Raw genomic sequence first — 23,499 nt, 5'->3', positions numbered from 1 at the left:
CGGCGAAGCCGACGGGTGGGGCCTGCTGACTCATCAAACCCCACCCGACCCCTTCGGGGCCGCCCTCCCCACGAGGGGGAGGGAGAAACGTCGTGGAGGCGGCCTACCCCTCCACGAACACCTTCTTCAGCTCGTTCTTCATGATCTTGCCGTTGGCGTTGCGCGGCAGGGTCTCGGGCCAGAACACCACCTTGACCGGCACCTTGAAGGCGGCCAGGCGGTCGGCGACGAAGGCGCGGAGCTCGGCCTCTGTGGCGGTCGCGCCGGGCTTGAGGGTGACGACGGCGGCCGGTTCCTCGCCCAGGGTCTTGTGCGGAATGCCGACCAGGGCGGCGTCCATGATCGCCGGATGCTCGTAGAGCAGGTTCTCGACCTCGATGCAGTAGATGTTCTCGCCGCCGCGGATCAGCATGTCCTTGGCCCGGTCGATGATGTAACAGAAGCCCTCTTCGTCCAGCCGCGCCAGGTCGCCGGTCTTGACCCAGCCGTCGACGAAGGTCTGGGCGGTGGCTTCCGGCTTGTTCCAGTAGCCCTTCACCACCTGCGGACCCTTGCACCACAGCTCGCCGACCTCGCCGATCGGCAGCTCGCGGTGCGGTTCCTCGACGGTCATGATCTTCAGGTCGGTGACCGGCACGGCGGGGCCGCAGCTGTCGGGACGGTTCTCGTAGTCCTCGGCGGAGTTGCTGGTGGCCGTGGCCGAGGTCTCGGTCATGCCCCAGCCGTTGCCGGCCGACGACTTGGGCCAGATTTCCTTGATCTTGCGGACCAGTTCCGGAGCCGACGGCGCGCCGCCATAGGCGATGGCCTCCAGCGACGACAGGTCGTACTTGTCGCGGTTGGGATGCTCGATGATCTGCCAGGCGATGGTCGGCACCCCGCCCATCTGGGTCAGGCGCTCGTCCTGGATCAGCTGCATGGCCTTGTCGGGATCCCACTTGCGGATCATCGCCAGCTTGGCGCCGGCGAACAGCGACGGGTTCATCACCGCGAAACAGCCGGTGGCGTGGAAGAACGGCACCGAGATCAGCGCGCCCTTCTGCGGCAGGCTGGGGTCGGGCTGCGGCGGAACCTCGCCGCGACGCAGGAAGCTGCGGGCCCCGGCGGCGGCGGCGGCGAAGATGTTGCTGTTGACGTTGCGATGGGTGCCCAGGGCGCCCTTGGGCTTTCCGGTGGTGCCGGAGGTGTAGAAGATCGTCGCGTCGTCTTCCGGGCCCAGTTCCACGGTCGACAGCGGCTTTTCGTCCAGCGTGATCCAGTCGTTGGGACAGCCGATCACCTTCTCCATCCGCTTGACGTAGGGATGGGCGATCTCTTCCTTCGAACGGCTGACATAGACCAGCTTCAGGTCGGGGCAGTTGTCGAAGTGCTCGGTCAGGCGCTCGAAGCGCTCGACGTCCATGATCGCCACCGAGGCGCCGGAATCGACCAGGCCGTATTCCAGCTCCTGCCCAGTCCACCAGGCGTTCAGCGGGGTGAGGATCGCGCCCAGCGACAGGCCGGCATAGAAGGCCACCGGCCATTCGGGCAGGTTGCGCATGATCAGGGCGACCCGGTCACCCTTCTTGACGCCCGAGGCTTCCAGCTCGGCGGCGAACACCGTCACGGCGCGGTAGAAGGCCTCGAAGCTGACCCGCTCGTCCTCGTGGACCAGGAAGATCTTCTCGCCGTGGGCGCGGCCCACCAGCAGGGTGTCGCGCAGGGTCGGCGGGCAGTTCTTCCAGACCCGGGTCTTGACGCCCCGGATGTCGATTTCTTCCATTTCGCCGGGCGTGCCGGGCTGGGTGATCAGGGCGTAGGCCTGTTTCACCGACATGGCGGGCCACGGAACGGCGGCGGGGGCAGGCGCTGCGGCGGCCTGGGTCATCGTTACTCTCCCGGTGTTGTGGTCGCGCCTCGTTGGACGAGCGCGTTCAAGGCTGAGAAAGCACAGGCGGCGACGGGATGCAAACGTCCGTTCGAACGTAAGGGAACGTTGTTTAGTTAGGGGGTAGGAATTGATCGATTGGGGTAACAAGGTTCGGCGGAATGGAGGGTTTGTCTCGGCGTGGCGGCGCCGTGGCTCGCGCCCTTGCCCCCTCCGGGCCTGCGGCCCTCCTCCCCCATAGGGGGAAGAGTTTAAGGCGCGAGGCTCCGCCCCCTATGGGGGCGGACAGGCCGCGAAGCGGCCAGGTGGGGGCAAGTGGGTGTGATCTCACCTCGTCCACTGGGCTTGTCCCGAGCCCCAGGATCATCCTACTTCTGCGCCAACGAATGTCGGGTTCCAGAGCGAGGGATTGTCATGCGCCTATGGGTCACCAGCCTCGCCGCGGTCGCCAGCCTGACCCTGGCGGCTCCCGGCGCCGGAGCCGCGCCGCCCACCCCGCCCGCGAGGATCGCCGTCGCGCCCGACGCGGCCCTGGCGGCCCGGGTCGACAAGGTCATCGACAGCGCCATCGCCGACCACCGCCTAGTCGGGACCGTCGTGCTGGTCGCCCGAGACGGCAAGCTGGTCTATCACCGCGCGGCCGGCCTGGCCGATCGCGAGGCCGGACGGCCGATGGGCGAGGACGCGGTCTTCCGCTTCTCCTCGGTCACCAAGCCGTTCGTCACGGCCGCCGCCATGCGCCTGGTCGAGGAGGGCAAGCTGCACCTGGACGATCCGGTGACGAAATGGCTGCCGGACTTCCAACCCAGGCTGGCCGACGGGACCCAGCCGGTCATCACCGTGCGGCAACTGCTGAACCACACCAGCGGCCTGACCTACGGCCTGGCCGAACCGCCCTCGCACCCCTACCACGCGCTGGGGGTGTCGGACGGCATCGACCTGTCGGGGATCACGCTCGACGAGAACCTGCGCCGCCTGGGCAAGGCGCCGCTGAGCTTTCCGCCCGGTTCGGCCTGGCGCTATTCGCTGGCCATCGACGTGCTGGGCGGGGTGATGGAGAAGGCGACCGGCCAGACCCTGCCCCAGGTGCTCGCCCAGGCCGTCACCACGCCGCTGGGCCTGGCCGACACCGGCTTCGTGGCCCGCGACCCCGCTCGCCTGACGGCGGCCTATGTCAACGCCCAGCCCGCCCCGACGCGGATGACCGACAACCTGGACGTCTCGCTGGGCGCCACCGCCGTGCGCTTCGCCCCCAGCCGCGCCACCGACCCCACCGCCTTCCCTTCCGGCGGCGCGGGCATGGTCGGCACGGCGGGTGACGTGCTGGCCTTTCTGGAAGCCTTGCGCCAGGGCGGCGCGCCGATCCTCAAGCCCGCCACGGTCGCGCAGATGATGCAGGATCAGGTCGGCGTCCAGGCGGCGACGCAGGGCCCCGGCTGGGGGTTCGGCTACGGTTGGGCGGTGCTGGACGACCCCGCCGTCGCCAAGACGCCCCAGGCGGCCGGCACGATCGCCTGGGGCGGCGTCTACGGCCACAACTGGTTCGTCGACCCCAAGAGCGGGCTCACCGTGGTGCTGATGACCAACACGGCGTTCGAGGGCATGAACGGGGCCTTTACCGTGCAACTGCGGGACGCGGTCTACGGGCGGTGAGGATTGGGAACTAGAGAGCCCAGCGATCCGCCCAGGCGTCGTCCTTCCCCTTCATGGGGAGGGTGGCCCCGAAGGGGTCGGGTGGGGCTTGCTGACTCAAGGCGCCCTGCACCGGCCCCCACCCGTCGGCTTCGCCGCCACCCTCCCCACAAGGGGGAGGGACGATGCAGAAGGACACGGGGAGAGGGTGTATCGCCCCCCTACCCCACTGCCGCCAGCCGCGCCAGGGCCGCTTCCAGCTTGGCCTTCGCCGCTTCGGCGTCGGCCAGGCGTTCGCGATTTTCCTCGACCACCTCTTCCTTGGCCCGGGCCAGGAAGTCGGGATTGTTCAGCTTCTTGGCCGTCTTCTCGATCTCGCCGACATGGCCGGCGATCTCCTTGGCCAGCCGCGCCTTCTCGGCGGTCAGGTCGATGAACTCGGCGATGGCCAGGGCCCCGGTCGCCTCGCCCAGCACGAAGGGCACGGCGCCGGCCGGGGCCGCCTCGGCCTCGCGGGCGCTGTCCAGGCGGGCCAGGGTCAGCAGCAGGTCGCGGTGACGGATCAGGCGGGCCTTGGTCTCGGCGTTGGCCCCGATCACGGTCAGCGGCGGCTTGGCGCCCGGCGGGACGTTCATCTCGGCGCGCACGGAACGGATCTCACCGACGGTGTCGACCAGCCAGCCGATCTCGGCCTCGGCCTCGGGGTCGATCCAGCTCTGCGGCAGCTCGGGCCAGCGCTCGACGATCAGCATGCCGTCGCGGGGCGCGCCGAACTCGGCGGTCTTGTCCCACAGCTCCTCGGTGATGAACGGCATCACCGGGTGCAGCAGCTTGAGGATCACGTCCAGCGCCCAGGCGGCGGTGGCCCGGGTCTCGGCCTTGGCGGCGGCGTCGTCGCCGTTGAGGATCGGCTTGGCCAGCTCCAGGTACCAGTCGCAGAACACGTTCCAGATGAAGCGGTACAGCGCGGTGGCGGCGGCGTCGAACGACGGCTCCTCCAGGGCCCGCGTCACCTCGGCGGCGGTCTTCACCGTCTCACCGCGGATCCACTTGTTGATCGGTTGCTGCACGGTGGAGGGATCGAAGCCCTCGACGCGGACGCACTCGTTCATCTGGGCGAAGCGCGAGGCGTTCCACAGCTTGGTGCCGAAGTTGCGGTAGCCCTCGATGCGTTGCTTGGACAGCTTGATGTCGCGGGCCTGGCCCGACATCGCCGTCATGGTGAAGCGCACCGCGTCGCAGCCCAGTTCGTCGATCAGGACCAGCGGGTCCATCACGTTACCCTTGGACTTGCTCATCTTGGCGCCCTTCTCATCACGGACGAGGGCGTTGATGAACACCTGCTTGAACGGGACTTCGCCCATGAAGTGGATGCCCATCATCATCATCCGGGCCACCCAGAAGAAGATGATGTCGAAGCCGGTGACCAGGGTGCTGGTCGGGTAGAACCTGGCGAGGTCGGAGGTCTTCTCCGGCCAGCCCAGGGTCGAGAACGGCCACAGGGCCGAGCTGAACCAGGTGTCGAGGACGTCCTCGTCGCGCCTCAGGATCGGGGCCTCGTCGCCATAGTGCAGGATGGCGGCGGCCAGGGCCTCCTCCTCGGTCTCCTCGACGAAGATGTGGCCGTCCGGACCGAACCAGGCCGGGATGCGATGGCCCCACCACAGCTGGCGCGAGACGCACCAGGGCTCGATGTTGCGCAGCCATTCGAAATAGGTCTTTTCCCAGTGGCGGGGCTCGAAGACGGTCGCGCCCTCCTCCACCGCCTTCAGGGCCGGCTGGGCCAGGGTCTTGGCGTCGACGTACCACTGATCGGTCAGGTAGGGCTCGATGACCACGCCCGAGCGGTCGCCGTGCGGGACCATGTGGCGGGTCTTCTCGATTTCCTTCAGCCAGCCCTCGTCCTCGGCGCGGGCGACGACCAGCTTGCGGGCGGCGAAGCGGTCCAGGCCCTGGTACTCGGCCGGGACCTGGTCATTGAGCCGCGCGTCGGGCGTCAGGATGTTGATGGCCGGCAGCCCGTGCCGCTTGCCCACCCCGAAGTCGTTGAAGTCGTGCGCGGGCGTGATCTTCACCGCGCCCGAACCCTTGGTCGGGTCGGCGTAGTCGTCGGCGACGATCGGGATGCGACGGCCGACGATCGGCAGGATCACGGCCTTGCCGACCAGGTCCTTGTAGCGTTCGTCCGACGGATGGACGGCCACGCCGGTGTCGCCCAGCATGGTTTCGGGCCGGGTGGTGGCCACGACGATGAAGTCGCGGGTCTCGAATTCGGTGGCCTTGCCCTCGTCGTCGAAGGCGACCGGGTACTGGAACGTCACGCCGTCGGCCAGCGGATAGGCGAAGTGCCAGTAGTGGCCGTCGGTCTCGCGCTGCTCGACCTCGAGGTCGGAGATGGCGGTCTGGAACTGCGGGTCCCAGTTGACCAGGCGCTTGTCGCGATAGAGCAGGTTCTGCTTGTAGAGCTGGACGAACACCTTGCGGACGGCGGCCGACAGGCCCTCGTCCAGGGTGAAGCGCTCGCGCGACCAGTCGCAGCTGGCGCCCAGGCGGCGCAGCTGGTTGACGATCTCGCCGCCGCTCTCGGCCTTCCACTGCCAGACCTTTTCCACGAAGGCCTCGCGGCCCATCTCGCGGCGGCCGATATTGCCGGCGGCGGCCAGCTGGCGCTCGACCACCATCTGGGTGGCGATGCCCGCGTGATCGGTGCCCGGCAGCCACAGGGCCGACTTGCCGCGCATGCGGTGGAAGCGCGTCAGCACGTCCTGCAGCGTGTTGTTCAGCGCGTGGCCGATGTGCAGGCTGCCCGTGACGTTGGGCGGCGGGATGACGATCGTGAACGACTCGGCGTTCGGGTCCTCGCTCGGCTTGAAGGCCCCGGAGGCCTCCCAGGCGGCGTACAGGCGCGGTTCGACGGATTTGGGATCGAAGGTCTTTTCAAGCATGGCGCTGCGGGTATGCCATCTGCGGCCGCTCGGCGAAACCGTGGGCCTTGGTTCAACAGGGGTTTTGGACGGAAAAAGGCGGTCGCCGGAGCGACCGCCTTCTGATTTTCAGACCGCCATCGCCGCGCGAGCGACCGATGACGGCGAATTATACGCCGCGACCGCGGGCGATGCGGTGGACTTCTTCTTCCACCTTGGTCTCGACGATGCGCGGCAGGTTCTGGTCCAGCCACTCCTTGAGCAGCGGCTTGAGCAGCTCGCGGACCACGTCCTCGAGGGTGCGGCCGTCCTTGGGCATCAGCAGGGCCGAGCTCAGGCTGCCGAAGGCGCTGGCGGCCAGGGTCGAGGCGTGGTCGCCGACCAGGTTCTCGGCGACTTCCTCGCGCGAGAAGGCCGGTTGAGACGGCGCTTCGAACACGGGCGGCGGCGGGGGCGGCGCGGGTTCCGGCTCGGGCTCGGGTTCCGGCGAATAGACGTCGATGTCGCCCATCGATTCCACCGGCGCGGGCGGCTCGATCGGATCGGTCAGTTCCAGGACGTCGTCCTCGACCTCGGGCTCCTCGGCGACGGGCGCGGCTTCCGGCTCGGGAGCCGGCGCGGCCTCCGCGGGCGCGTCATCTTCCGAGATGATGCGTCGGATGGAGGCGAGGATCTCCTCCATCGTCGGTTCTTGTGAGCTCTGGTCGGACATGTGCGGGCCGTCTCGAAGGGGTACGAATCCTGTGAGCGCTCACCGAGCGCCCGGAGCGATGGTGCAGACTTGCGCGCCTTAAGCAAGCTCAAGCGTCGTGGGCGCGCCGATTCGCCCTACCTGGCGGTGGCGACGGTCTCGCCCTGGACCTTGGTCGAAGGGGCCCCCAGCTTGTCGACGCCGTGCAGCACCGGCTCCCACGGCACCCAGCCGACCGCGTGGTTGACCTTGTCGTAGGACTTGACCGGATCGTAGCGCTCGACGTCCGGCGCCAGGTTGGCGACGTTCAGCGCGCCCATGGCCTGCAGCACGCTGGCGCTGGCCACGTATTCGTCGCGACGGGCGACGACCAGGGCCACCTCGGCGTTGGCCAGTTCGAGCTGGGCGTTGAGCACGTCCAGGGTGGTGCGCAGGCCGACCTGCTGCTCCTGGCGCACGCCCTCGAAGGCGATCTTGGTGGCGCGGACCTGCTCCTCGTTGGAGATCAGGTTGGCGCGCGAGGCCAGCAGGTTGTTCCAGGCGGTGGAGATCTGCTGCAGGGCGGCGCGCTTGGCGCCCTCGACGGCGATGCGGGCGGCGTTTTCCTGCTCGATGGCGGCGCGGATCTGCGAGCTGGTCAGGCCGCCGGTGAAGATCGGCACCGAAGCGGTGATCGTGCCGGTGAGCGAGCGGCTGAAATCGTTGAACTGTTCGCCCGCCCCGTTGCTGCGTCCGGCGTCGAACTCATAGCCCGCGCGGGCCGAAACGGTCGGGCGACGGGCGGCCCTGGCCGCGGCCACCCGGGCCGCCGCGGCCTGTTCGGCGTAGCGGGCCGACTGGATCGACGGGTTGTTCTGGTCGACCAGGTCGAAGGCCTGTTCGACACTGGTGGGCAGCAGGGCCTTCAGCGAGGGCTCGGGCGCCAGGTCGGTCGGGTTCTGGCCGACCACGGCGGCGTAGGCGGCGCGGCTGGCGGCCAGCAGGGCCTGGGACGACGACAGGCTGGCGCGGGCGGCGGCCAGGCGGGCCTCGGACTGGGCCACGTCGGTGCGGGTGATCTCGCCGACCTCGAAGCGGGCGTTGGATTCCTCCAGCTGGCGGCTCAGGACGTTGACGTTCTCCTGGGCGATGCGCAGGCGCTCCTGGTCGCGGCGAACGTCGACATAGGTCTGGATGACGTTGCCCAGCACCGACTGCTCGACGCTGCGAAGGTCCTCGCGGCCGGCCAGGACGTTGGCCTCGGCGGCGGTCAGGTTGGCGGAGGCCCGGCCGCCCGTATAGAGCGTCTGCGACAGGGACAGGCCGGCGCCGCTGCCGGCGCTGGTGTTGGTGTCGCGGGTGCTGGTGACCCTGCCGAGGATGTCCCGGGTGACCACCGGGTCGGCCAGGTGGGTATCGGAGCCGCTGACGCTGACCGAGCCGTTGAGCGCGGGCCGGAAGGCCGTCTTGGCCTGCACCACGCCTTCGTCGGTGGCGCGCTGGTTGGCGCGCTGGGCTTGCAGGCTGGGATTGGTCTGATAGGCCAGGGCCAAGGCGTCCGTCAGGGTCTCGGCCTGGGCGGTCGAAACCAGGCCCATCATCAGGCCCATGCTGCAAGCGGCGGCCAACAATCCGGCCCGACGGCTATTCGACATCAAGTTCATCCCCAAGAAACCCACAACACGCGACGCCCGCGACCTATATGATCGGCTGTAAGGCGTGAGGCCAGAGCCCGCTAGTTAAGCTTTTTTCACGCGGACGTTGCGCGGATATTTCTGGACCGGAAGCGACTAGAAGGCAAAGCCTGGTTCAACGGAGAAGCCCGCCAGCAGCGGCGGGGTGGCGTCGAAAACGGCGCGGCGGCCGACGCCGTCCTCGGCATGGACATAGATCACGGCCCGGCCCACCGGCCCGTCGCGCTCGACCACGCCCAGCCGGCCGCCGACCGCAAGGGCCTTGGTCCAGCTCGCCGGAGCGCGCGGCACGGCGCCTTCGCAGATGATCACGTCGTAGTTGGCGCCCGGCACGACGGTCAGGTCGTCGCCGTCCAGACGGGTGACGGCCAGGCCCATCTTCTCCAGCACGGCCGCGGCGTAGGGCGCGGCGATGGCCAGGGCCTTGTCGCCCTCGCGGGGCCGCAGGTTCTGCAGCAGCTTGCCCACCTCGCGCGGGCGCAGCAGCCAGCGGCCGGGGGCGTATTCGACGTCGGCGTCGGCATAGGCCAGATAGGCCTTGCCGGCCGGCACACAGGCCTCGCGCGCCACGACGCGCAGGGCGTCCTGCAAGGGAAGGTCGGTGACGTCGGCCGTGCGGATCTGGCTTTCGACCATGTTGAGGCGCGCGGCGGCGAAATCGGAGCTCATGGAATCCCTCGAAGGGCTGGACTTTCAAGCCGCTTATAGGTCCGCCGCTCCCGTCTAGGCAATCGAGGCTTTTTACTACCGTGGCCTTAGGATGGCGCCCTGCCCCGCCAGCCTCACCACCGCCGAAACCCCGCCACGCGCGCCGCGAAGGCTTCGGCGTCCTCGTGGCCGCCCCAGTCGGCGATGGCCGGGGCCAGGGAGGCGGCCTCCAGCAATTGCCGCTGGGCGTCCTTATAGCGGGTGGTGCGGGCGTAGCGGGCCGTGTCGAGGATCAGCGCCCGCAGCAGCAGGGTCGCGGCCAGCGGATGGCGACCCTCGATCGCCCGGGCGGCGGGCTCCAGCAGTTCGGGACGGTCGCCGTCCAGCTCGCCCGACCGGCGTAGCGTCAGGCGGGCGGCGCGGTCCCAGGCGGGCCACTGGACCAGGAAGTCCAGGGCGGCGTGCAGGTCGTGGAAGTCCTCGGCATGGGCCAGGGCGCGGTCCTCGGCCTCGACGTCGTCGAAATCGGGCAGGCGCTTGAGGTAGTCGCGCAGCCGCTCCGTCGACAGGCCGCGCTCGAAGCCGGCCCAGCGCATGTCCTGGGCCAGGTCGCCCTGCCCGCGCGCCTCCAGCACGTCGATATAGGCCTCTTCCCAGTCGAGGGCCCCAGGGCCCGGCAAGCTGGGCCGGCCCAAAACCGCCCCGACCAGTTGCACGAACGAGCCTGGGGTCGAGCGGTCGAGCGCCGCCAGCGCCTCGTCCAGCCGACCCGCCGCCATCAGCCGGCGAGCGATCTGGGCTCCGATCGGCGGCAGCACCGCCTGGGAGTCGGTGAACTGGGCGATGTAGCCGTCGACGTCACCCTGGGCGTCGGCCAGCACCTGGATCGCCGCCTTCAGCGTGGCGCTGACCCGCCGCTGCGAGGCCATGGCGGTCTCGATCCGGGCCCGAAGCGCGGCCAGGGCGATGGCGTTGAGGGCCGGCAGGGCGTTCTGCAGCACCCGCGTCGACAGCCCCGCCCGGCCGCTCAGCAGCAGGTCGAACAACTGGTCGGCGACGATCCGGGGATCGGACTTGGCCAGGGGCGCGATGGCGGCCACGTCAGCGACGGCGGCCTGGAACACCGCCTCGACCTCGCCCTTGGCGTCCTGGGTGCGGGTGAACACCCCCTCGGCCAGGTCGATGAAGCCGATCATCAGCGGCAAGGCCAGGGCCGGGTCCAGGGCGGTCAGGCGGCCGGCGATCAGGACACGGATCATGTCGAGCTCGCGCACGAACTCCTTGTGCTTGCGCCAGTGCACCCGGGCTCGGCTGTCGGCGACGGAGTCGATGCGCTTGGCCAGTTCGGCGACTAGGTCGCCCGGCCCGACCTCGCCCGCCAGTTCCAGCCGCAGCCGGCGCTTGATCTGGGCGTGGCCCTCGGCGACGTCGATCAGCAGTTCGGCCAGCCGCTCGGCGCCCAGGGCGGCCAGGTTCGCCGTCGTCAGGGTCTTGCGCGATCCCGTACGCTTCACCGTCGCCAGCGGAGTTCTCCCGTCACGCGTCCAACCGCCCGCCCAGGCGAGTCGCCAGGTCCGGAAGCGCATCCTCTAGCACGGCGGCATAGGCCAAGGCTGCATGGGGCGCGGCGGCGCCGTGCAGCCGCCTGAAGGCGTCCTCGACCACCATGGCCTGCTGTTCGAGGTTCAGGGCGGCGAACCGGGCCTCGCCGTCCAGGTCGTAGGCATAGGCGGCGGGGCCGTCGCCGGCCCGCAGCTTGGCCAGCAGCAGGTTCAGGCCGCGCTGGGCCTGCCAGACATGGACCAGCTCGTGGACGAACACCGCCTGCTCGGCCACAGGCACCTCCGGCGCCGCGAAGTCTGGCCGCATCGCGCGGGCCGGCCAGACGATCAACCCGCCGCTGGCCGCGAAGGCGCGGCTCCAGAACGGGATGGCCAGCACGCGCACCCGCCCGGCGTCGAGGCCGGCGCCGAACACCTGCGCGGCCAGGTCGCGCTCGCCTTGCGTGAGGCGTCGCCAGCGGCCGGGTCGCGAGGTTTCGGGGCGCGCACGCATCGGTGGACAAACGCCAGTCGTTTCAAGGGCTCCGCCTGAAACGCGGAGAGGCTCGGGCAGTATGGCGCGGCGCCACGCCGACCGCCATCGCCGTCCGTCTCGCGGCGCTCCTCTTGAAACGCCCGTCATCACGTAACAAATATAATTACATGAAACGAGACAGCCGCCTTTCCGTCGCCCTCCATGTGCTGCTGCACATGGCCCAGCAGGACGACCAGCCCGTCACCTCCGAGCAGATGGCCGCCTGGGCCATGACCAATCCGGTCGTCATCCGCCGCACCTTCGCCGGCCTGCGCGAGGCCGGGATCGTCGCCTCGACCAAGGGCCACGGCGGCGGCTGGCGACTGGGCCGGGCGACCGCCGCCATCAGCCTGGCGCAGATCCAGGACGCCCTGGGCGAACCGCTGATCGCCCTGGGCAAGGCCGAGGAGAGCCCCGGCTGCGCCGTCGAGCAGGCCGTCAACGCCGCGCTGGACGACGCCGTGGCGCAGGCACGCGACCTTCTGAACCGCAAGCTGGCGACGATCACCCTGGCCGACCTGGCCGCCGACGTCGGCCCGATGCGACACCCATCCACCGAGGACCAAGACCATGTTGTTTGACGCCATCGTCATCGGCGGAAGTTTCGCCGGCCTGTCGGCCGCCCTGCAGTTGGCCCGCGCCCGCCGGCGCGTGCTGGTCATCGACGCCGGCCTGCCCCGCAACCGCTTCGCCGACGCCGCGCACGGATTCCTGGGCCAGGACGGCAAGGCGCCCGCCGCCATCATCCGCGAGGCGATGTGCCAGCTGACGGCCTATCCCACGGTCGAGGTCCTGCGCGGCGAGGCCCTGACGGCCGTGGCCGGCCCCGCCGGCTTCACCGTCACGGTGTCCGACGGCCGGTCGGTGCGGGCCCGTCGCCTAGTCCTGGCCACCGGCGTCACCGACACCCTGCCCGACGTGCCCGGCCTGAAGGAACGCTGGGGCGCCACCGTGCTGCATTGCCCCTACTGCCACGGCTACGAGGTGCGCGACCGGCCGCTCGGCGTGCTGGCCAACCATCCGATGGCCGCCCACCAGGCCGCCATGATCCCCGACTGGGGCCCGACCACCCTGTTCACCCAGGGCCGCTTCGAGCCGGACGCCGAGCAGTTGGCCGTGCTGGCCGCGCGCGGCGTGACCATCGAGCGCGAACCGGTGGTGGCCCTGCTCGGCGACGCGCCGGAGCTCGACGCCGTGCGTCTGGCCGACGGCCGCGTCGTCACGATCAACGCCCTGTTCGTCGCGCCCTCGACCCGGATGACCAGCCCGCTGGCCGAGCAGTTGGGCTGCGCCTTCGACGACGGCATGCTGGGCCCGGTGATCCGGGTCGACGACGGGAAGGCGACGACGGTCCCCGGCGTCTACGCGGCCGGCGACGCGGCCCGGGCCATGCACAACGCCACCCTGGCTTCGGCCGACGGCGTCCTGGCGGGCGTCGGGGCGCACCAGTCGCTGATGCGGGAGGTGGTCGCGGCTTAGGGCCCAGGGCATCGCGGCCTCAACCACAGTTGTCATCCCGGAAGCTTCGCTGAGGCTGTCCGGGACCCATGGGCCGGCGCAATGCGGTGGCCCTGGGTCCCGGCCCTTCGCTTCGCTACGGCCGGGATGACAACCGTTGGGGAGCTAAACTGAAGTCACGTTCTAGGCGCTGCGCTTCAACGGCTCCGCCGGGCAGTGCTCGCGCAGGAAGTCCTCGTGGTTGGGCAGGGTTGCGACGAACTCGGCCAGCATGGGGGCGGACTTGTCGAGCATGTTGTTGATCACGCTGAGCGGGATGCGGTCGACCAGCTGCTGGTAGCGCTGGGGCCGAATGCCCATGCCTTCCATCACCGACTGCCAGCTGGGAGCGCGGAACATGTCGTCCACCCCGTCGCGCAGCACGGCGCTGGCCTTGAACAGGGCGATCCGCTGCTGGAGGCTCTCCGGCAGCTCGACCTTCTGGTATTCGCGCCAGAACGGCGTGTCGTCGCGCTGGGTGGTGGCGTAGTGCAGCACCACGAAGTCGCGGATCTCCTCGTAGTCCACCGTCATGCGGCGGTTGTACTCGGCCGCCAGGGTCGGGTCGGCGTCCATGTCCGGGAAGAACCGCAGCAGGTAGTCCATGCCCTTGTAGATCAGGTGCAGGGCGGTGGATTCCAGCGGTTCGATGAAGCCGCCGGCCAGGCCGATGGCCACGCAGTTCTTGACCCACAGCCGCTCGCGCATGCCGGTCTTGAAATGCACGACCCACGGGTCGCGCAGCACCTCGCCCTCGGTCTGGCTCAGCAGGGTGGCGGTGGCCTCGTCGTCGCTGAGATACTTGCTGGAATAGACGTAGCCGTTGCCGGCCCGGTGCTGGAGCGGAATGCGCCAGCGCCAGCCGAAATCCTGGGCCTGGGCCAGGGTGTAGGGATGGGGCGGGCTGATGTTCTCGGTCTGGGTGGCGACGGCGCGGTCGCACAGCAGCACGTCCGACCAGTCGCGGAACGGCTCGCCCAGGGTCTTGCCGATCAGCAGGGAGCGGAAGCCCGAGCAGTCGATGAAGAAGTCGCCGGCCACCTCGCGGCCGTCCTTCATGATCACCTTCTCGACGCCGCCGTCGGCACGAAGGGCCACGTCGGTGACGATGCCCTCGGTGCGCTTGACGTTCCGCGCCTCGGCGAACTTGCGCAGGTAGAGAGCCACCAGCCGGGCGTCGATGTGCAGGGCGTAGTTGGCGTTGGCGATCATCGTGCGCTGCGCCTTGCCCGGCAGCATGAACTTGCCGGTGTCGGCCATCACCGTGGCCGGGGCGAAGTCCTGCAAGCCCGAGGGATGGCCGTTCTGCTTGGCCCGCAGCCAGCACTGGTAGAACTCGTTGACCTCCAGCGGCCCGCCGATCTGGCCGAACGGGTGGTAGTAGACCTCGTCCTTCTTGCGCCAGTTCTCGAAGCGGATGGCCAGCTTGAAGGCGGCCTGGGTCTGCTGGATGAAGTCCTGCTCGTCGATGCCCAGGGTGCGGATCAGCTGCAGGAACGGCGGGATGGTCGACTCGCCGACACCGATGGTGCCGATCTCCTCTGACTCGATCAGCTCGACCTGGGTCGGGCCGTTCTGGAAGTAGTGGCTGAGCATGGCGGCGCAGATCCAGCCTGCCGAGCCGCCGCCGACGATCACGATCTTGTTCAGGTGAGCCATGTGACGTTCCGGTTTCCCGGTTCCCAGAAAATCTTGCTTTGAGTTACTCGGCGGCCACGGGCTGAGGCCGCGCGTACCGTTCGATGAAGTCGCCATGGGGGGGCGTCGCCGCCACGACCTCGGCCACCGCGCGCCGCATCTCCGCCAGGGCGCCCGACAGCTGCCCCGCGTCGAGACCGTCGACGCTGAGATCGTAGGTCTCCGGCAGCATGTCGAAGCCGGCATAAATCGCCAGCCAGCTGGGCTGCGAAAACATCTCCCAGCGATAGCGGATGAAGTGGCCCTGGGCCTTCCACAGGTCGATCTTCTTCTGCAGCGTGTCGGGGATGCTCATCTCCCGGCAGTGGGTCCAGAAGCCGGTCGGGTCATCGGTTCGCCGGTTGGCCTTGTAGTGCAGGATGATGAAGTCGCGGACGCGCTCGAACTCCAGCCGCGACATCTCGTTGAACTCGTCGACGACGCAGGGGTCGAAATCGCGGCTGGGGAACAGCAGCTTGATCTTCTCGATGCCGGTCTCGATCAGGGCGATGCTGGTGCTCTCCAGCGGCTCCAGGAAGCCCGAGGCCAAGCCCAGGGCGATGCAGTTCTTGTTCCAGGCCTTGAGGCGGCGACCGGGGTTGAAGGTGATCTTGCGCGGCTCGTGCAGCAGGCGCTCGTCCAGCGAACCGACCAGCACCGCCCTCGCCTCGTCGTCGGTGGCGTGGCGGCTGGAATAGACGTAGCCGTTGCCGTAGCGGTGCTGCAGCGGGATGCGCCATTGCCAGCCGGCCGGACGGGCGGTGACGTCGGTATAGGGCGGCGGATCGCCCTTCCCTTCGCTCTGCACCGCCAGGGCCCGGTCGCACAGCAGCCAGTGGCTCCAGTCCTCGTAGCCGGTGTGCAGGGCCTCCTCGATCAGCAGGCCGCGGAAACCCGAGCAGTCGATGAACAGGTCGCCGGTCACGGTCGCGCCGGTGTCGAGGTCGATAGACTCGATGAAGCCGTCCTCGCCGCGCAGGTTGACCTTGGTGATCCTGGCGTCGATGCGGCGCACCCCGCCCTGCTCGGCCACCTGGCGCATCAGCTTGGCGAACAGGCTGGCGTCGAAATGCAGGGCCCAGTCGAAGATCGACAGCGACGAGGGCGGATTGCGCGACGGGGTGGTGAACTTGCCGGCCGCGGCCAGGCTGGCCCCCAGCGAATAGTCGCCGACCGGAACCTGTTCGCCCAGGGCGCGCAGCCGCATCCAGTAGTGATGGAAGGCCACGCCGTTCAGGTCCTGGCCGTACAGGCCGAACGGATGGACGAAGGACGAGCCCGGCTTCAGCCAGTCGTTGAAGCGGATGCCCAGCTTGCAGGTGCCGCCGGTGGCCCGCAGCACGTCGATGTCGGACAGGCCCAGGGCCTGGTAGAAGCGGCGGATGGTCGGGATCGTCGCCTCGCCCACCCCGATTGTTCCGATCTCGGAGGACTCGACCAGGGTGATGCTGATCGGCGCGCTCCCGAAGTGACGCTTCAGGCTCGCGGCCGCCATCCAGCCCGCCGTGCCGCCGCCGACGATGACGATGTCGCGGATGCGGTTGTCCTGCATGGTCGTCGCTCCCGTCACGCTTCCTCGAAGCTCTCCGGCTTCTTGATGTTGATGCTATCCGCCCCGGGAAGAAAAAGAAGCCGCTGTGACAGGGGTCACAGCGGCCCGCAGGGAGGTTGGACGCTAGATCGCTACCACTTGGCGCGGATGCCGAGGGTGTAGCGGGGTTCGAACTCGTTCTGCTTGATGTACTGGGTCGAGCCCTTGGCGAACCGGGCGTAGTAGTCCTCGATCTCGCCCGTGACGTTGGAGCCGTTGACGTACACCGTGATGTTGTCGCGAACGTTGTAGCTGACGTTCACGTCCACATAGCCGGTGGATCCCTGGTAGATCGGGATGTTGTTGCTCATGACTTCAGACAGACGCGCGGTCCGATAGTTGTAGGCGACGCGGGCCTGCAGCTTGTCGTCCTGGTACCAGCCGATCAGGTTGTACTGGTGCTTGGAGTTGTCGACGAACGGCAGCCTGGTTCCGTCCAGGCCGATCCGCGACTCGTGGCTGGGCGAGTAGGTGTAGTTGGTGTCGACGCCGAAGTTCGAGAAGAAGCCGGCGTCGGGGAACACGTCGCTGACCGCGATCTTGGCGCCCACTTCCAGGCCCTTGACCGAACCGGCGTCGCCCTGAACCGGCAGGGTGACATTGACCGGGTTGCTGAGCGAACCGTCGCCGTTGGTGAACCGGCCCGTGGTCGTGCCGTTGGTGACGAAGCTGTCGATCTTCAGCTTGAAGGCCGACAGGTTCAGCATGCTGGCGGCGCCGAAGTAGTATTCGATCGCGCCGTCGAAGTTGGTCGACCGCCAGGGATCCAGGTTCGGGTTGCCCGAGGAGCTGGCGCCGGTGACGCAACGCACGCCCGGCTTCACCGCCCCGCAGTCGGCGGTGAAGATGCTGAGGCCGCCGCCATAGTTGCTCAGATCCAGCGGCTGCATCGTCTTGCTGTAGGCGAAACGCAGCTTCAGGTGATCGTTGACGTCGTAGACCGCGTTCAGCGACGGCAGCCAGTCGGTGTACTTGCGCCGGCTGACGGTGTCGCCGACGTCGGCGTTGGTGTCGCCATAGGCCAGAGTGTCGCCGGTGTTGTTCTGCTTGACCAGCAGTTCGGTCTGGATGACCCGCAGGCCGAAGTTGCCCGACAGGGCGCCGGCCTCGAAGCTCGCCGCGCCGAAGGCGCTTTGTTCCTTCAGGTCGACATCGTAGGTCTGGCCCGGGACCTGAACGCGGACGGCGCCGCCGAACACCTTCTCCTGGAACGACTTCACGTCGTCGAAGTCGCGCGGATCGATGGCCCAGAAGTTGGGCATGCCCGAGGTGATGCCGCCCAGGTCGTCGACCAGCACGACGTTGTTGTAGGTCGACAGCTTGGTCGGGCGGTTGACCGTATAGGGCTGGAACTCCAGGACGCCGGTGATCGGGTTGGGCACCATTTCGCCCGCCGAGCACTGGGTGTTGTCCATCGCCACGTCGATGGCCTTCCACTGCGCCAGGCAGCCGCCGGCCGGAACCGGCGTGCCGTTCTTCTGCACCGCGCCGGGCGTGCCGGCGTAGAACGCCGAGAACAGGTGGAACTGCTCGACGCTGATCGAACGGTCGCTCTGGCGGACGCCGGCGTCGACCTTGGTGATGAAGCCCAGGAACTTGTCGTCGAACTTGTAGTGGCCGTCGGCGCGGAACACGTTCATGTCCGAGTCGACTTCGTTGTTGCCCTCCGACGAGAAGGCCCCGATCGCGTAGCTGTCCTTGTTGGCCATGTAGTCGCGCAGGGTCTTGCCCGCGCCCAGGCCGCCCGAGATCGGGGTGTCGAAGCCGCTCCACACCGGGTGATTGCCGCTGATGTTGTAGTGCAGCTGCGGGTTCTGGCCGTAACCGGCCGGGTTGGGATTGAGGTAGCAGCCGCCGGCGCTGCCGACGACGGGGTTGGTGCGCTGCGCGGCCGGGTACTGGCTGCAGATCGCGGTCGGATAGAACGGGCCGCGCGTGCGGTCCTGGGCGTTGCGGAACAGGTTGAAGCGGCCCGGCGCGTACTGCCAGTTGCTCAGGTCGCCCTGGGCCTGGCCGTTCATGCTGAGCTTGTTGCCGTCGGCGCGGATGGCCCGCACCTCGCTCGTGAACTTGCCGCCGTTGTCGTACTTCAGTTCCAGGTTGTAGTTCTTGGATTCCGACTTGGTGACGCGGTTGACGGTGAACGAATTGATCCACCAGGCGTCGATGTCGTACTCGTCGACGGCCCGCCAGTTGCCGACCCCGGCCGGGGTCGAGACCGTGGGCTTGGTCCAGACGCCGAAGGCGCCGCCGTCCCAGCGGTTGGAGATGTTGATGCCGACGGCGCGGTTGTACTCGTCGAGCTTGGCGTAGAAGCCTTCGGCCAGCAGGGTGAAGCCCTCGCCGAGATCGGCTTCGAAGGCGACGTTGATCCCCACGCGCTTGCGCTCGACGACCCGGTTGAAGCTTTCATAGCCGTGGGGCGAGATGAAGTTGGTCGGCGCGCTGCCGCCCCAGTCGTTGTTGCCCGACAGGCCGACCGTGCCGGAATAGTTGTTGCCCAGGTTGGACTTGCTGGCCGCGCCCGAGACCATCAGGCCGACGCGTTCGTTGCGCCAGCTGGCCACGCCGTTGAACAGGTAGTCGTTTTCCTTGGTGCGCTCGCCGCGCTGGCCTTCGGCCCCGGCGGCCAGGGTGAAGCCCTCGGCCATCTGGAACGGACGCCGCGTGCGCAGGTCGATGGTGCCGGAAATGCCCGACAGCGCGTTGAGCGGGTTGGTCGACTTGTAGACCAGCACCTGGTTCATCAGTTGCGACGGCACGTCCAGCAGGTTCGGCTGGGCCTCGCCCATGTTGCCGGCGCTCAGATACTGCTCGCCGTTCAACAGGGTGATGACCTGCTTGAGGCCACGGATGTTGACGGTCTTGCCCTCGCCGGCGTCGCGCTGGATCTGCACGCCCGAAATGCGTTGCAGCGCATCGACGATGGTGACGTCCGGCAGCTTGCCGATGTCTTCCGACGAAATGGCGTCGACGATCGACGCCTCCCGCCGCTTGACGTCGACCGAGCGGATCTGCGAGCCGCGGATACCGGTGACGACGACTTCCTCGACCTGCGAGGGCCCGTCGGGCGCGGACTGCGCCCAGGCGCCGGTGGTCAGCGCCATGGACGACGCGCCCGCCAGCAGCGCCAGGGTCATCCCCCTCGCCAACGCGGACTGGTTTCGTGGATTGGACAAGATCTTCGCTCCCCAAACGTTCTTATGGCCGTTCTCGACCCCCGCCGATTTCGGTGAGGGCTGCTGCTCCGCCTGCCGCTGAAAGGGTCCCCGGCCTGCCCGGCGAGCCCTCGCGTCCAAGTGAAGTTCTTCCGGCGACCCCTGCGTCACGAGACGCACACGCTGGCTCACGCCCTCCCCAGCCGTGACGCACGATCGGTAAATGTCCTGTCCGTGTCAACCAAAATGTCAACGTTGTCATTTTGCAGCCGACAGGCCCGCTACTGCCGTCGCCACAAGGGTTTGCGTGCTGTCCGACGGCCAGTCGGAACGAAGACGGATTCAATATCTTATTGATTTAATGGATATAATTTTCGAACAAATACCACATCGACGCCTTGTGACGATCTGGTCGCGACGTGACGGCAAGCGCTTTCACTGGCGCATGGCCGGAGCCAGGAGGCGCGCCGAATATCCTTTTGGTATCGGGAATTGCCGCGAGGAAATGTCCAAACTTGTCCTGCAATGTCTCAGACAATGTCCTTCTTGGACAAATTTTGTCCACACGCATGACATCGTTGTCGCGCTGGGCTATGGCTTCGTTCCAAGGGGCGGCGGCGGTTCGGGCGATCGAGCCCGGCGCGGTGCAATTCGGACCTGGGTGTGACGACGTAGATGGCGACGATCCATGATGTGGCGCTGCGGGCGGGGGTGTCGCCCAAGACCGTCTCGCGCGTTCTGAACGACCACGAGAGCGTCACCGCCAAGACCCGCGAACGGGTGCGCGGCGCCATGCTGGCCCTGGACTATCACCCCAACGCGGTGGCGCGCGGGCTGCGCTCGCACAGCGCGCCGGCCGTCGGCATCCTGATGGGCGACCCCAGCGGCGGCTACCAGACCCGCATCCACCACGCCCTGATGGTCGCCTGCCTCGAGAACGGCCGCCACCTCACCGCCGAGCTGGTCGAGGGCGACATGGCCGGCTGGCAGGAGCGGATCCGCGCCTTCGTCACCGACGGCGGCATCCGCGAAATGGTGCTGCTGCCGCCGGAATGCGATTTCGCCCCGCTCAAGACGCTGCTGCGCGAGCACGACGTGCGCTGCGTGCTGATCTCGCCGACCAGCCCCGACTCGCACTCGCCCAGCATCGTCATGGACGACCGCGCCGCGGCCCGCGAAGTGGTCGAGCACCTGTTCAGCCTGGGCCACGAGCGAATCGGCCACATCGCCGGCCATCCGGACCACGCCGCCAGCACCCTGCGCCGCAACGGCTTCAACGAAGCCTACGCCGCGGCCGGCAAGCCGCGCCCCGACCCGGCCCTGATCGTGCCGGGCGACTTCACCTTCAAGGGCGGCCTGGTCGGGGCCCAGGCACTGCTGGACATGGAAAACCCACCCACCGCGATCTTCGCGGCCAATGACGACATGGCCGCCGCCACCTGCATGGAGGCCCAGCGCCGCGGCCTGAAGCTGCCCGACGACCTGTCGGTGGTGGGTTTCGACGACGCGCCGATCGCCGCGGCGATCTGGCCGTCGCTGACCACCATCCGCCAGCCCTTCGACCAGATGACCCGCCGGGCCATCACCGCCCTCGGCGCCTGGAACGCCAATGAGGCGCTGGGCAAGGCGTCGGCGACGATCCTCACCAAGCACAGCCTGGTGATCCGCGAATCCACCGGCCCGGTCCGGGCCGGCTAGAGCCAACACCCAATCCGCGCCGGCGAGCCTTCGCCCGGCGCCAACACCATGAGGGAGGTTACCATGAACCGACAGACCTGGCGGGGCCTGACCCTGGCCCTGATGCTCGGCGGGTCCGCCGGCGCCCTGGCCCCCGCCGCATGCGCGCAACCCGCGGCGACAGCCCCGGCCGCCAAGCCGTGGCTGGACCCCAAGCTCGACGCCGACACCCGCGCCGACCTGGCGGTCAAGGCCATGATCCAGGACGAGAAGCTGACCGTCATCTTCGGCTATTTCGGCGCCGACATGGGCGACAAGTACAAGCGCATTCCCGAGGCCCTGCCCGGCTCGGCCGGCTATGTGAAGGGCATCCCGCGCCTGGGCATTCCCGAACAGTTCCAGACCGACGCCGGCGTCGGCGTGGCCACCCAGGGCGGCGAGCCCAACAAGCGCGAGCGCACCGCCCTGCCCTCCGGCATGGCCACCACCGCCACCTGGAACCCTGACCTGGCCTTCACGGGCGGCGCGATGATCGGTTCGGAAGCCCGCGACTCGGGCTTCAACGTCATGCTGGCCGGCGGGGTGAACCTGGTCCGCGAGCCGCGCAACGGCCGCAACTTCGAATATGGCGGCGAAGACCCGCTGCTGGCTGGCCTGATGGTCGGGGCCCAGATCCGCGGCATCCAATCCAACGCCATCGTCTCGACGATCAAGCACTACGCCCTGAACAACCAGGAGAACGGCCGCTTCGTGCTCAACGCCAGGATCGGCGAGGCCGAGGCCCGGACGTCGGACCTGCTGGCCTTCCAGTTCGCCATCGAGGACTCCGACCCGCACTCGGTGATGTGCGCCTACAACCGCATCAACGGCGACTACGCCTGCGAGAACGACTTCCTGCTCAACAAGGTGCTCAAGCAGGACTGGGGCTACAAGAACTACGTGATGTCCGACTGGGGCGCGGTCCATTCCAGCGCCAAGGCCGTCAACGCCGGCCTCGACCAGGAATCGGCCGGCCAGGCCTTCGACAAGCAGACCTTCTTCCGGGGCCCGCTGAAGGACGCCCTGGCCAAGGGCGAGGTCTCCCAGGCCCGTCTCGACGACATGGTCCGCCGCATCCTGCGCGGCCTGTTCGCCAGCGGCGTGGTCGAGAAGCCGGTCAAGATCGCCGCCATCGACTACGCGGCCCACGGCAAGATCACCCGCGCCGACGCCGAGGAAGGCATCGTCCTCCTGAAGAACGACAAGGGCCTCCTTCCCTTGGTCTCCAAGGCCAGGAAGATCGCCATCATCGGCGGCCACGCCGACGTCGGCGTGCTGTCGGGCGGCGGCTCCTCGCAGGTCTATCCGATCGGCGGCCGCGCGGTGACCGGCGAAGGCCCGGCCGCCTGGCCCGGCCCGATGATCTACTTCCCCTCCTCGCCCCTGAAGGCGCTGAAGGCCCGCCTGCCGGGCGCCGACATCCAGTATGCCGACGGCAAGGACCTGGCCGCCGCGGCCAAGCTGGCGGCCGCCAGCGACGTCGTCCTGGTGTTCGCCAACCAGTGGAACGGCGAGTCCTTCGACAGCCCCTTGACCTTGGAGCACGACCAGGACGCCCTGATCGACGCCGTCGCCGGCGCCAACGCCAGGACCGTGGTGGTGCTGCAGACCGGCGGCCCGATCCTGATGCCCTGGCTGTCCAAGGTGGGCGGCGTGGTCGAGGCCTGGTATCCCGGCTCGGAAGGCGGCGAGGCCATCGCTCGCGTGCTGACCGGCGAGGTCGACGCCTCGGGCCGCCTGCCCGTCACCTTCCCCGCCTCCCTGGCGCAGCTGCCGCGCCCGGTGCTGGACGGCGATCCCAAGACGCCCGACGCCCTGTTCGAGGTCGACTATACGATCGAGGGCGCGGCGGTCGGCTACAAGTGGTTCGACAAGAAGGGCCACCAGCCGCTGTTCGCCTTCGGCCACGGCCTGTCCTACACGACCTTCGCCTACGGCAACCTCAAGGCCACGACGGCCAATGGCGTCGTCACCGTCAGCTTCGACGTCAAGAACACCGGCGCGCGGGCCGGCAAGGCCGTGCCGCAGGTCTATGTCTCGCCCAAGGCGGGCGGCTGGGAAGCGCCGCAACGCCTGGCCGGCTTCAAGAAGCTCGACCTGGCCCCGGGCGCGACCACTAGCGTCCGCCTGACCGTCGATCCACGCCTGCTGGCCGTGTGGGACGCCCAGGCCCACGGCTGGTCGGTGGCGGCCGGCGACTACACGGTCACCCTGGGCGCCTCGTCGCGCGATCCGGTCGCCAAGGCCGATGTCGCCGTGGCCGCCCAGGCCCTGCCCGTCGGCCTGGCCAAGCGTTGAGCGCACAATTGGCGCCATTTCGTCGCAGGGAAAATTAAGGTCTGATTAACC

The 23,499-nt window shown here is 68.5% G+C and carries 15 protein-coding genes; 5 read left to right on the top strand and 10 right to left on the bottom strand.

The features are described from left to right. Positions 1–103: 103 nt before the first annotated feature. Positions 104–1,867 carry a class I adenylate-forming enzyme family protein gene (locus PMI01_RS13505; protein WP_007669486.1) on the bottom strand — a complete coding sequence of 588 codons (1,764 nt, stop codon included), beginning with the start codon at positions 1,865–1,867 and terminating at the stop codon, positions 104–106. Between the two features lie 414 nt (positions 1,868–2,281). Between PMI01_RS13505 and PMI01_RS13500 the strand changes: the two genes are divergently transcribed. Continuing rightward, positions 2,282–3,520, top strand: coding sequence for a serine hydrolase domain-containing protein (locus tag PMI01_RS13500; RefSeq protein WP_007669473.1), 1,239 nt, complete (start codon positions 2,282–2,284; stop codon positions 3,518–3,520). Between the two features lie 200 nt (positions 3,521–3,720). On the opposite strand, the gene PMI01_RS13495 is transcribed toward PMI01_RS13500, so the two are convergent. The 6 genes from PMI01_RS13495 to PMI01_RS13470 all read right to left on the bottom strand — a co-directional run bounded on the left by PMI01_RS13495 (position 3,721) and on the right by PMI01_RS13470 (position 11,490). Then, positions 3,721–6,444: a valine--tRNA ligase gene (locus tag PMI01_RS13495; protein WP_007669463.1), complete on the bottom strand. Its 2,724-nt coding sequence runs from the start codon at positions 6,442–6,444 to the stop codon at positions 3,721–3,723. 148 nt (positions 6,445–6,592) lie between these two features. Beyond that, a complete protein-coding gene (locus PMI01_RS13490) occupies positions 6,593–7,135 on the bottom strand; it encodes a pole-organizing protein PopZ (RefSeq protein ID WP_007669460.1) in 543 nt (180 codons plus the stop codon). Between the two features lie 116 nt (positions 7,136–7,251). Further along, positions 7,252–8,757, bottom strand: coding sequence for a TolC family outer membrane protein (locus PMI01_RS13485; RefSeq protein ID WP_369743611.1), 1,506 nt, complete (start codon positions 8,755–8,757; stop codon positions 7,252–7,254). 126 nt (positions 8,758–8,883) lie between these two features. Then, the gene (locus tag PMI01_RS13480) at positions 8,884–9,456 is read right to left on the bottom strand and encodes a protein-L-isoaspartate O-methyltransferase family protein (protein WP_007669454.1); all 573 of its coding nucleotides are present in this window, start codon (positions 9,454–9,456) and stop codon (positions 8,884–8,886) included. A 113-nt stretch (positions 9,457–9,569) separates the two neighbouring features. Then, positions 9,570–10,949, bottom strand: coding sequence for a DUF6880 family protein (locus PMI01_RS13475; protein WP_157223774.1), 1,380 nt, complete (start codon positions 10,947–10,949; stop codon positions 9,570–9,572). A gap of 22 nt (positions 10,950–10,971) precedes the next feature. Further along, a complete protein-coding gene (locus PMI01_RS13470; RefSeq protein ID WP_007669450.1) occupies positions 10,972–11,490 on the bottom strand; it encodes a hypothetical protein in 519 nt (172 codons plus the stop codon). A gap of 149 nt (positions 11,491–11,639) precedes the next feature. On the opposite strand from PMI01_RS13470, the gene PMI01_RS13465 reads away from it, so the two are divergent. Further along, on the top strand, positions 11,640–12,092 hold the full coding sequence (locus PMI01_RS13465; protein ID WP_007669447.1) for an RrF2 family transcriptional regulator: 453 nt from the start codon (positions 11,640–11,642) through the stop codon (positions 12,090–12,092). Beyond that, the gene (locus PMI01_RS13460; RefSeq protein WP_007669446.1) at positions 12,082–12,990 is read left to right on the top strand and encodes an NAD(P)/FAD-dependent oxidoreductase; all 909 of its coding nucleotides are present in this window, start codon (positions 12,082–12,084) and stop codon (positions 12,988–12,990) included. Before PMI01_RS13465 ends, PMI01_RS13460 begins: the two co-directional genes overlap by 11 nt. 162 nt (positions 12,991–13,152) lie before the next feature. Here PMI01_RS13460 and PMI01_RS13455 read toward each other — a convergent pair whose 3' ends face one another. The 3 genes from PMI01_RS13455 to PMI01_RS13445 all read right to left on the bottom strand — a co-directional run bounded on the left by PMI01_RS13455 (position 13,153) and on the right by PMI01_RS13445 (position 19,416). Then, on the bottom strand, positions 13,153–14,667 hold the full coding sequence (locus tag PMI01_RS13455; RefSeq protein WP_007669444.1) for a tryptophan halogenase family protein: 1,515 nt from the start codon (positions 14,665–14,667) through the stop codon (positions 13,153–13,155). Positions 14,668–14,710: 43 nt separating this feature from the next. Continuing rightward, entirely contained in the window at positions 14,711–16,237 is a 1,527-nt protein-coding gene (locus tag PMI01_RS13450; protein ID WP_007669441.1) for a tryptophan halogenase family protein, read from the bottom strand. Between the two features lie 131 nt (positions 16,238–16,368). Next, the gene (locus PMI01_RS13445) at positions 16,369–19,416 is read right to left on the bottom strand and encodes a TonB-dependent receptor (protein WP_007669437.1); all 3,048 of its coding nucleotides are present in this window, start codon (positions 19,414–19,416) and stop codon (positions 16,369–16,371) included. 693 nt (positions 19,417–20,109) lie between these two features. Here PMI01_RS13445 and PMI01_RS13440 point away from each other — a divergent pair. Together PMI01_RS13440 and PMI01_RS13435 are read left to right on the top strand one after the other, a co-directional pair. Next, on the top strand, positions 20,110–21,132 hold the full coding sequence (locus PMI01_RS13440) for a LacI family DNA-binding transcriptional regulator (protein ID WP_007669435.1): 1,023 nt from the start codon (positions 20,110–20,112) through the stop codon (positions 21,130–21,132). A gap of 63 nt (positions 21,133–21,195) precedes the next feature. After that, complete coding sequence (locus PMI01_RS13435; RefSeq protein ID WP_007669433.1) at positions 21,196–23,448, top strand: beta-glucosidase family protein; 2,253 nt, start codon at positions 21,196–21,198, stop codon at positions 23,446–23,448. Positions 23,449–23,499 lie beyond the last annotated feature (51 nt).

The organism is Caulobacter sp. AP07, from assembly GCF_000281955.1.
Lineage (GTDB): Bacteria > Pseudomonadota > Alphaproteobacteria > Caulobacterales > Caulobacteraceae > Caulobacter.
Note: the sequence above shows the minus strand (reverse complement) of the source record. Positions and strands in the feature narration are given on the sequence as shown.

Coding starts and splice junctions, on each gene's coding strand:
- PMI01_RS13505 (WP_007669486.1), bottom strand. CDS start 1,867: ATGACCCAGGCCGCCGCAGCGCCTGCCCCCGCCGCCGTTCCGTGGCCC.
- PMI01_RS13500 (WP_007669473.1), top strand. CDS start 2,282: ATGCGCCTATGGGTCACCAGCCTCGCCGCGGTCGCCAGCCTGACCCTG.
- PMI01_RS13495 (WP_007669463.1), bottom strand. CDS start 6,444: ATGCTTGAAAAGACCTTCGATCCCAAATCCGTCGAACCGCGCCTGTAC.
- PMI01_RS13490 (WP_007669460.1), bottom strand. CDS start 7,135: ATGTCCGACCAGAGCTCACAAGAACCGACGATGGAGGAGATCCTCGCC.
- PMI01_RS13485 (WP_369743611.1), bottom strand. CDS start 8,757: ATGAACTTGATGTCGAATAGCCGTCGGGCCGGATTGTTGGCCGCCGCT.
- PMI01_RS13480 (WP_007669454.1), bottom strand. CDS start 9,456: ATGAGCTCCGATTTCGCCGCCGCGCGCCTCAACATGGTCGAAAGCCAG.
- PMI01_RS13470 (WP_007669450.1), bottom strand. CDS start 11,490: ATGCGTGCGCGCCCCGAAACCTCGCGACCCGGCCGCTGGCGACGCCTC.
- PMI01_RS13465 (WP_007669447.1), top strand. CDS start 11,640: ATGAAACGAGACAGCCGCCTTTCCGTCGCCCTCCATGTGCTGCTGCAC.
- PMI01_RS13460 (WP_007669446.1), top strand. CDS start 12,082: ATGTTGTTTGACGCCATCGTCATCGGCGGAAGTTTCGCCGGCCTGTCG.
- PMI01_RS13455 (WP_007669444.1), bottom strand. CDS start 14,667: ATGGCTCACCTGAACAAGATCGTGATCGTCGGCGGCGGCTCGGCAGGC.
- PMI01_RS13450 (WP_007669441.1), bottom strand. CDS start 16,237: ATGCAGGACAACCGCATCCGCGACATCGTCATCGTCGGCGGCGGCACG.
- PMI01_RS13445 (WP_007669437.1), bottom strand. CDS start 19,416: ATGACCCTGGCGCTGCTGGCGGGCGCGTCGTCCATGGCGCTGACCACC.
- PMI01_RS13440 (WP_007669435.1), top strand. CDS start 20,110: ATGGCGACGATCCATGATGTGGCGCTGCGGGCGGGGGTGTCGCCCAAG.
- PMI01_RS13435 (WP_007669433.1), top strand. CDS start 21,196: ATGAACCGACAGACCTGGCGGGGCCTGACCCTGGCCCTGATGCTCGGC.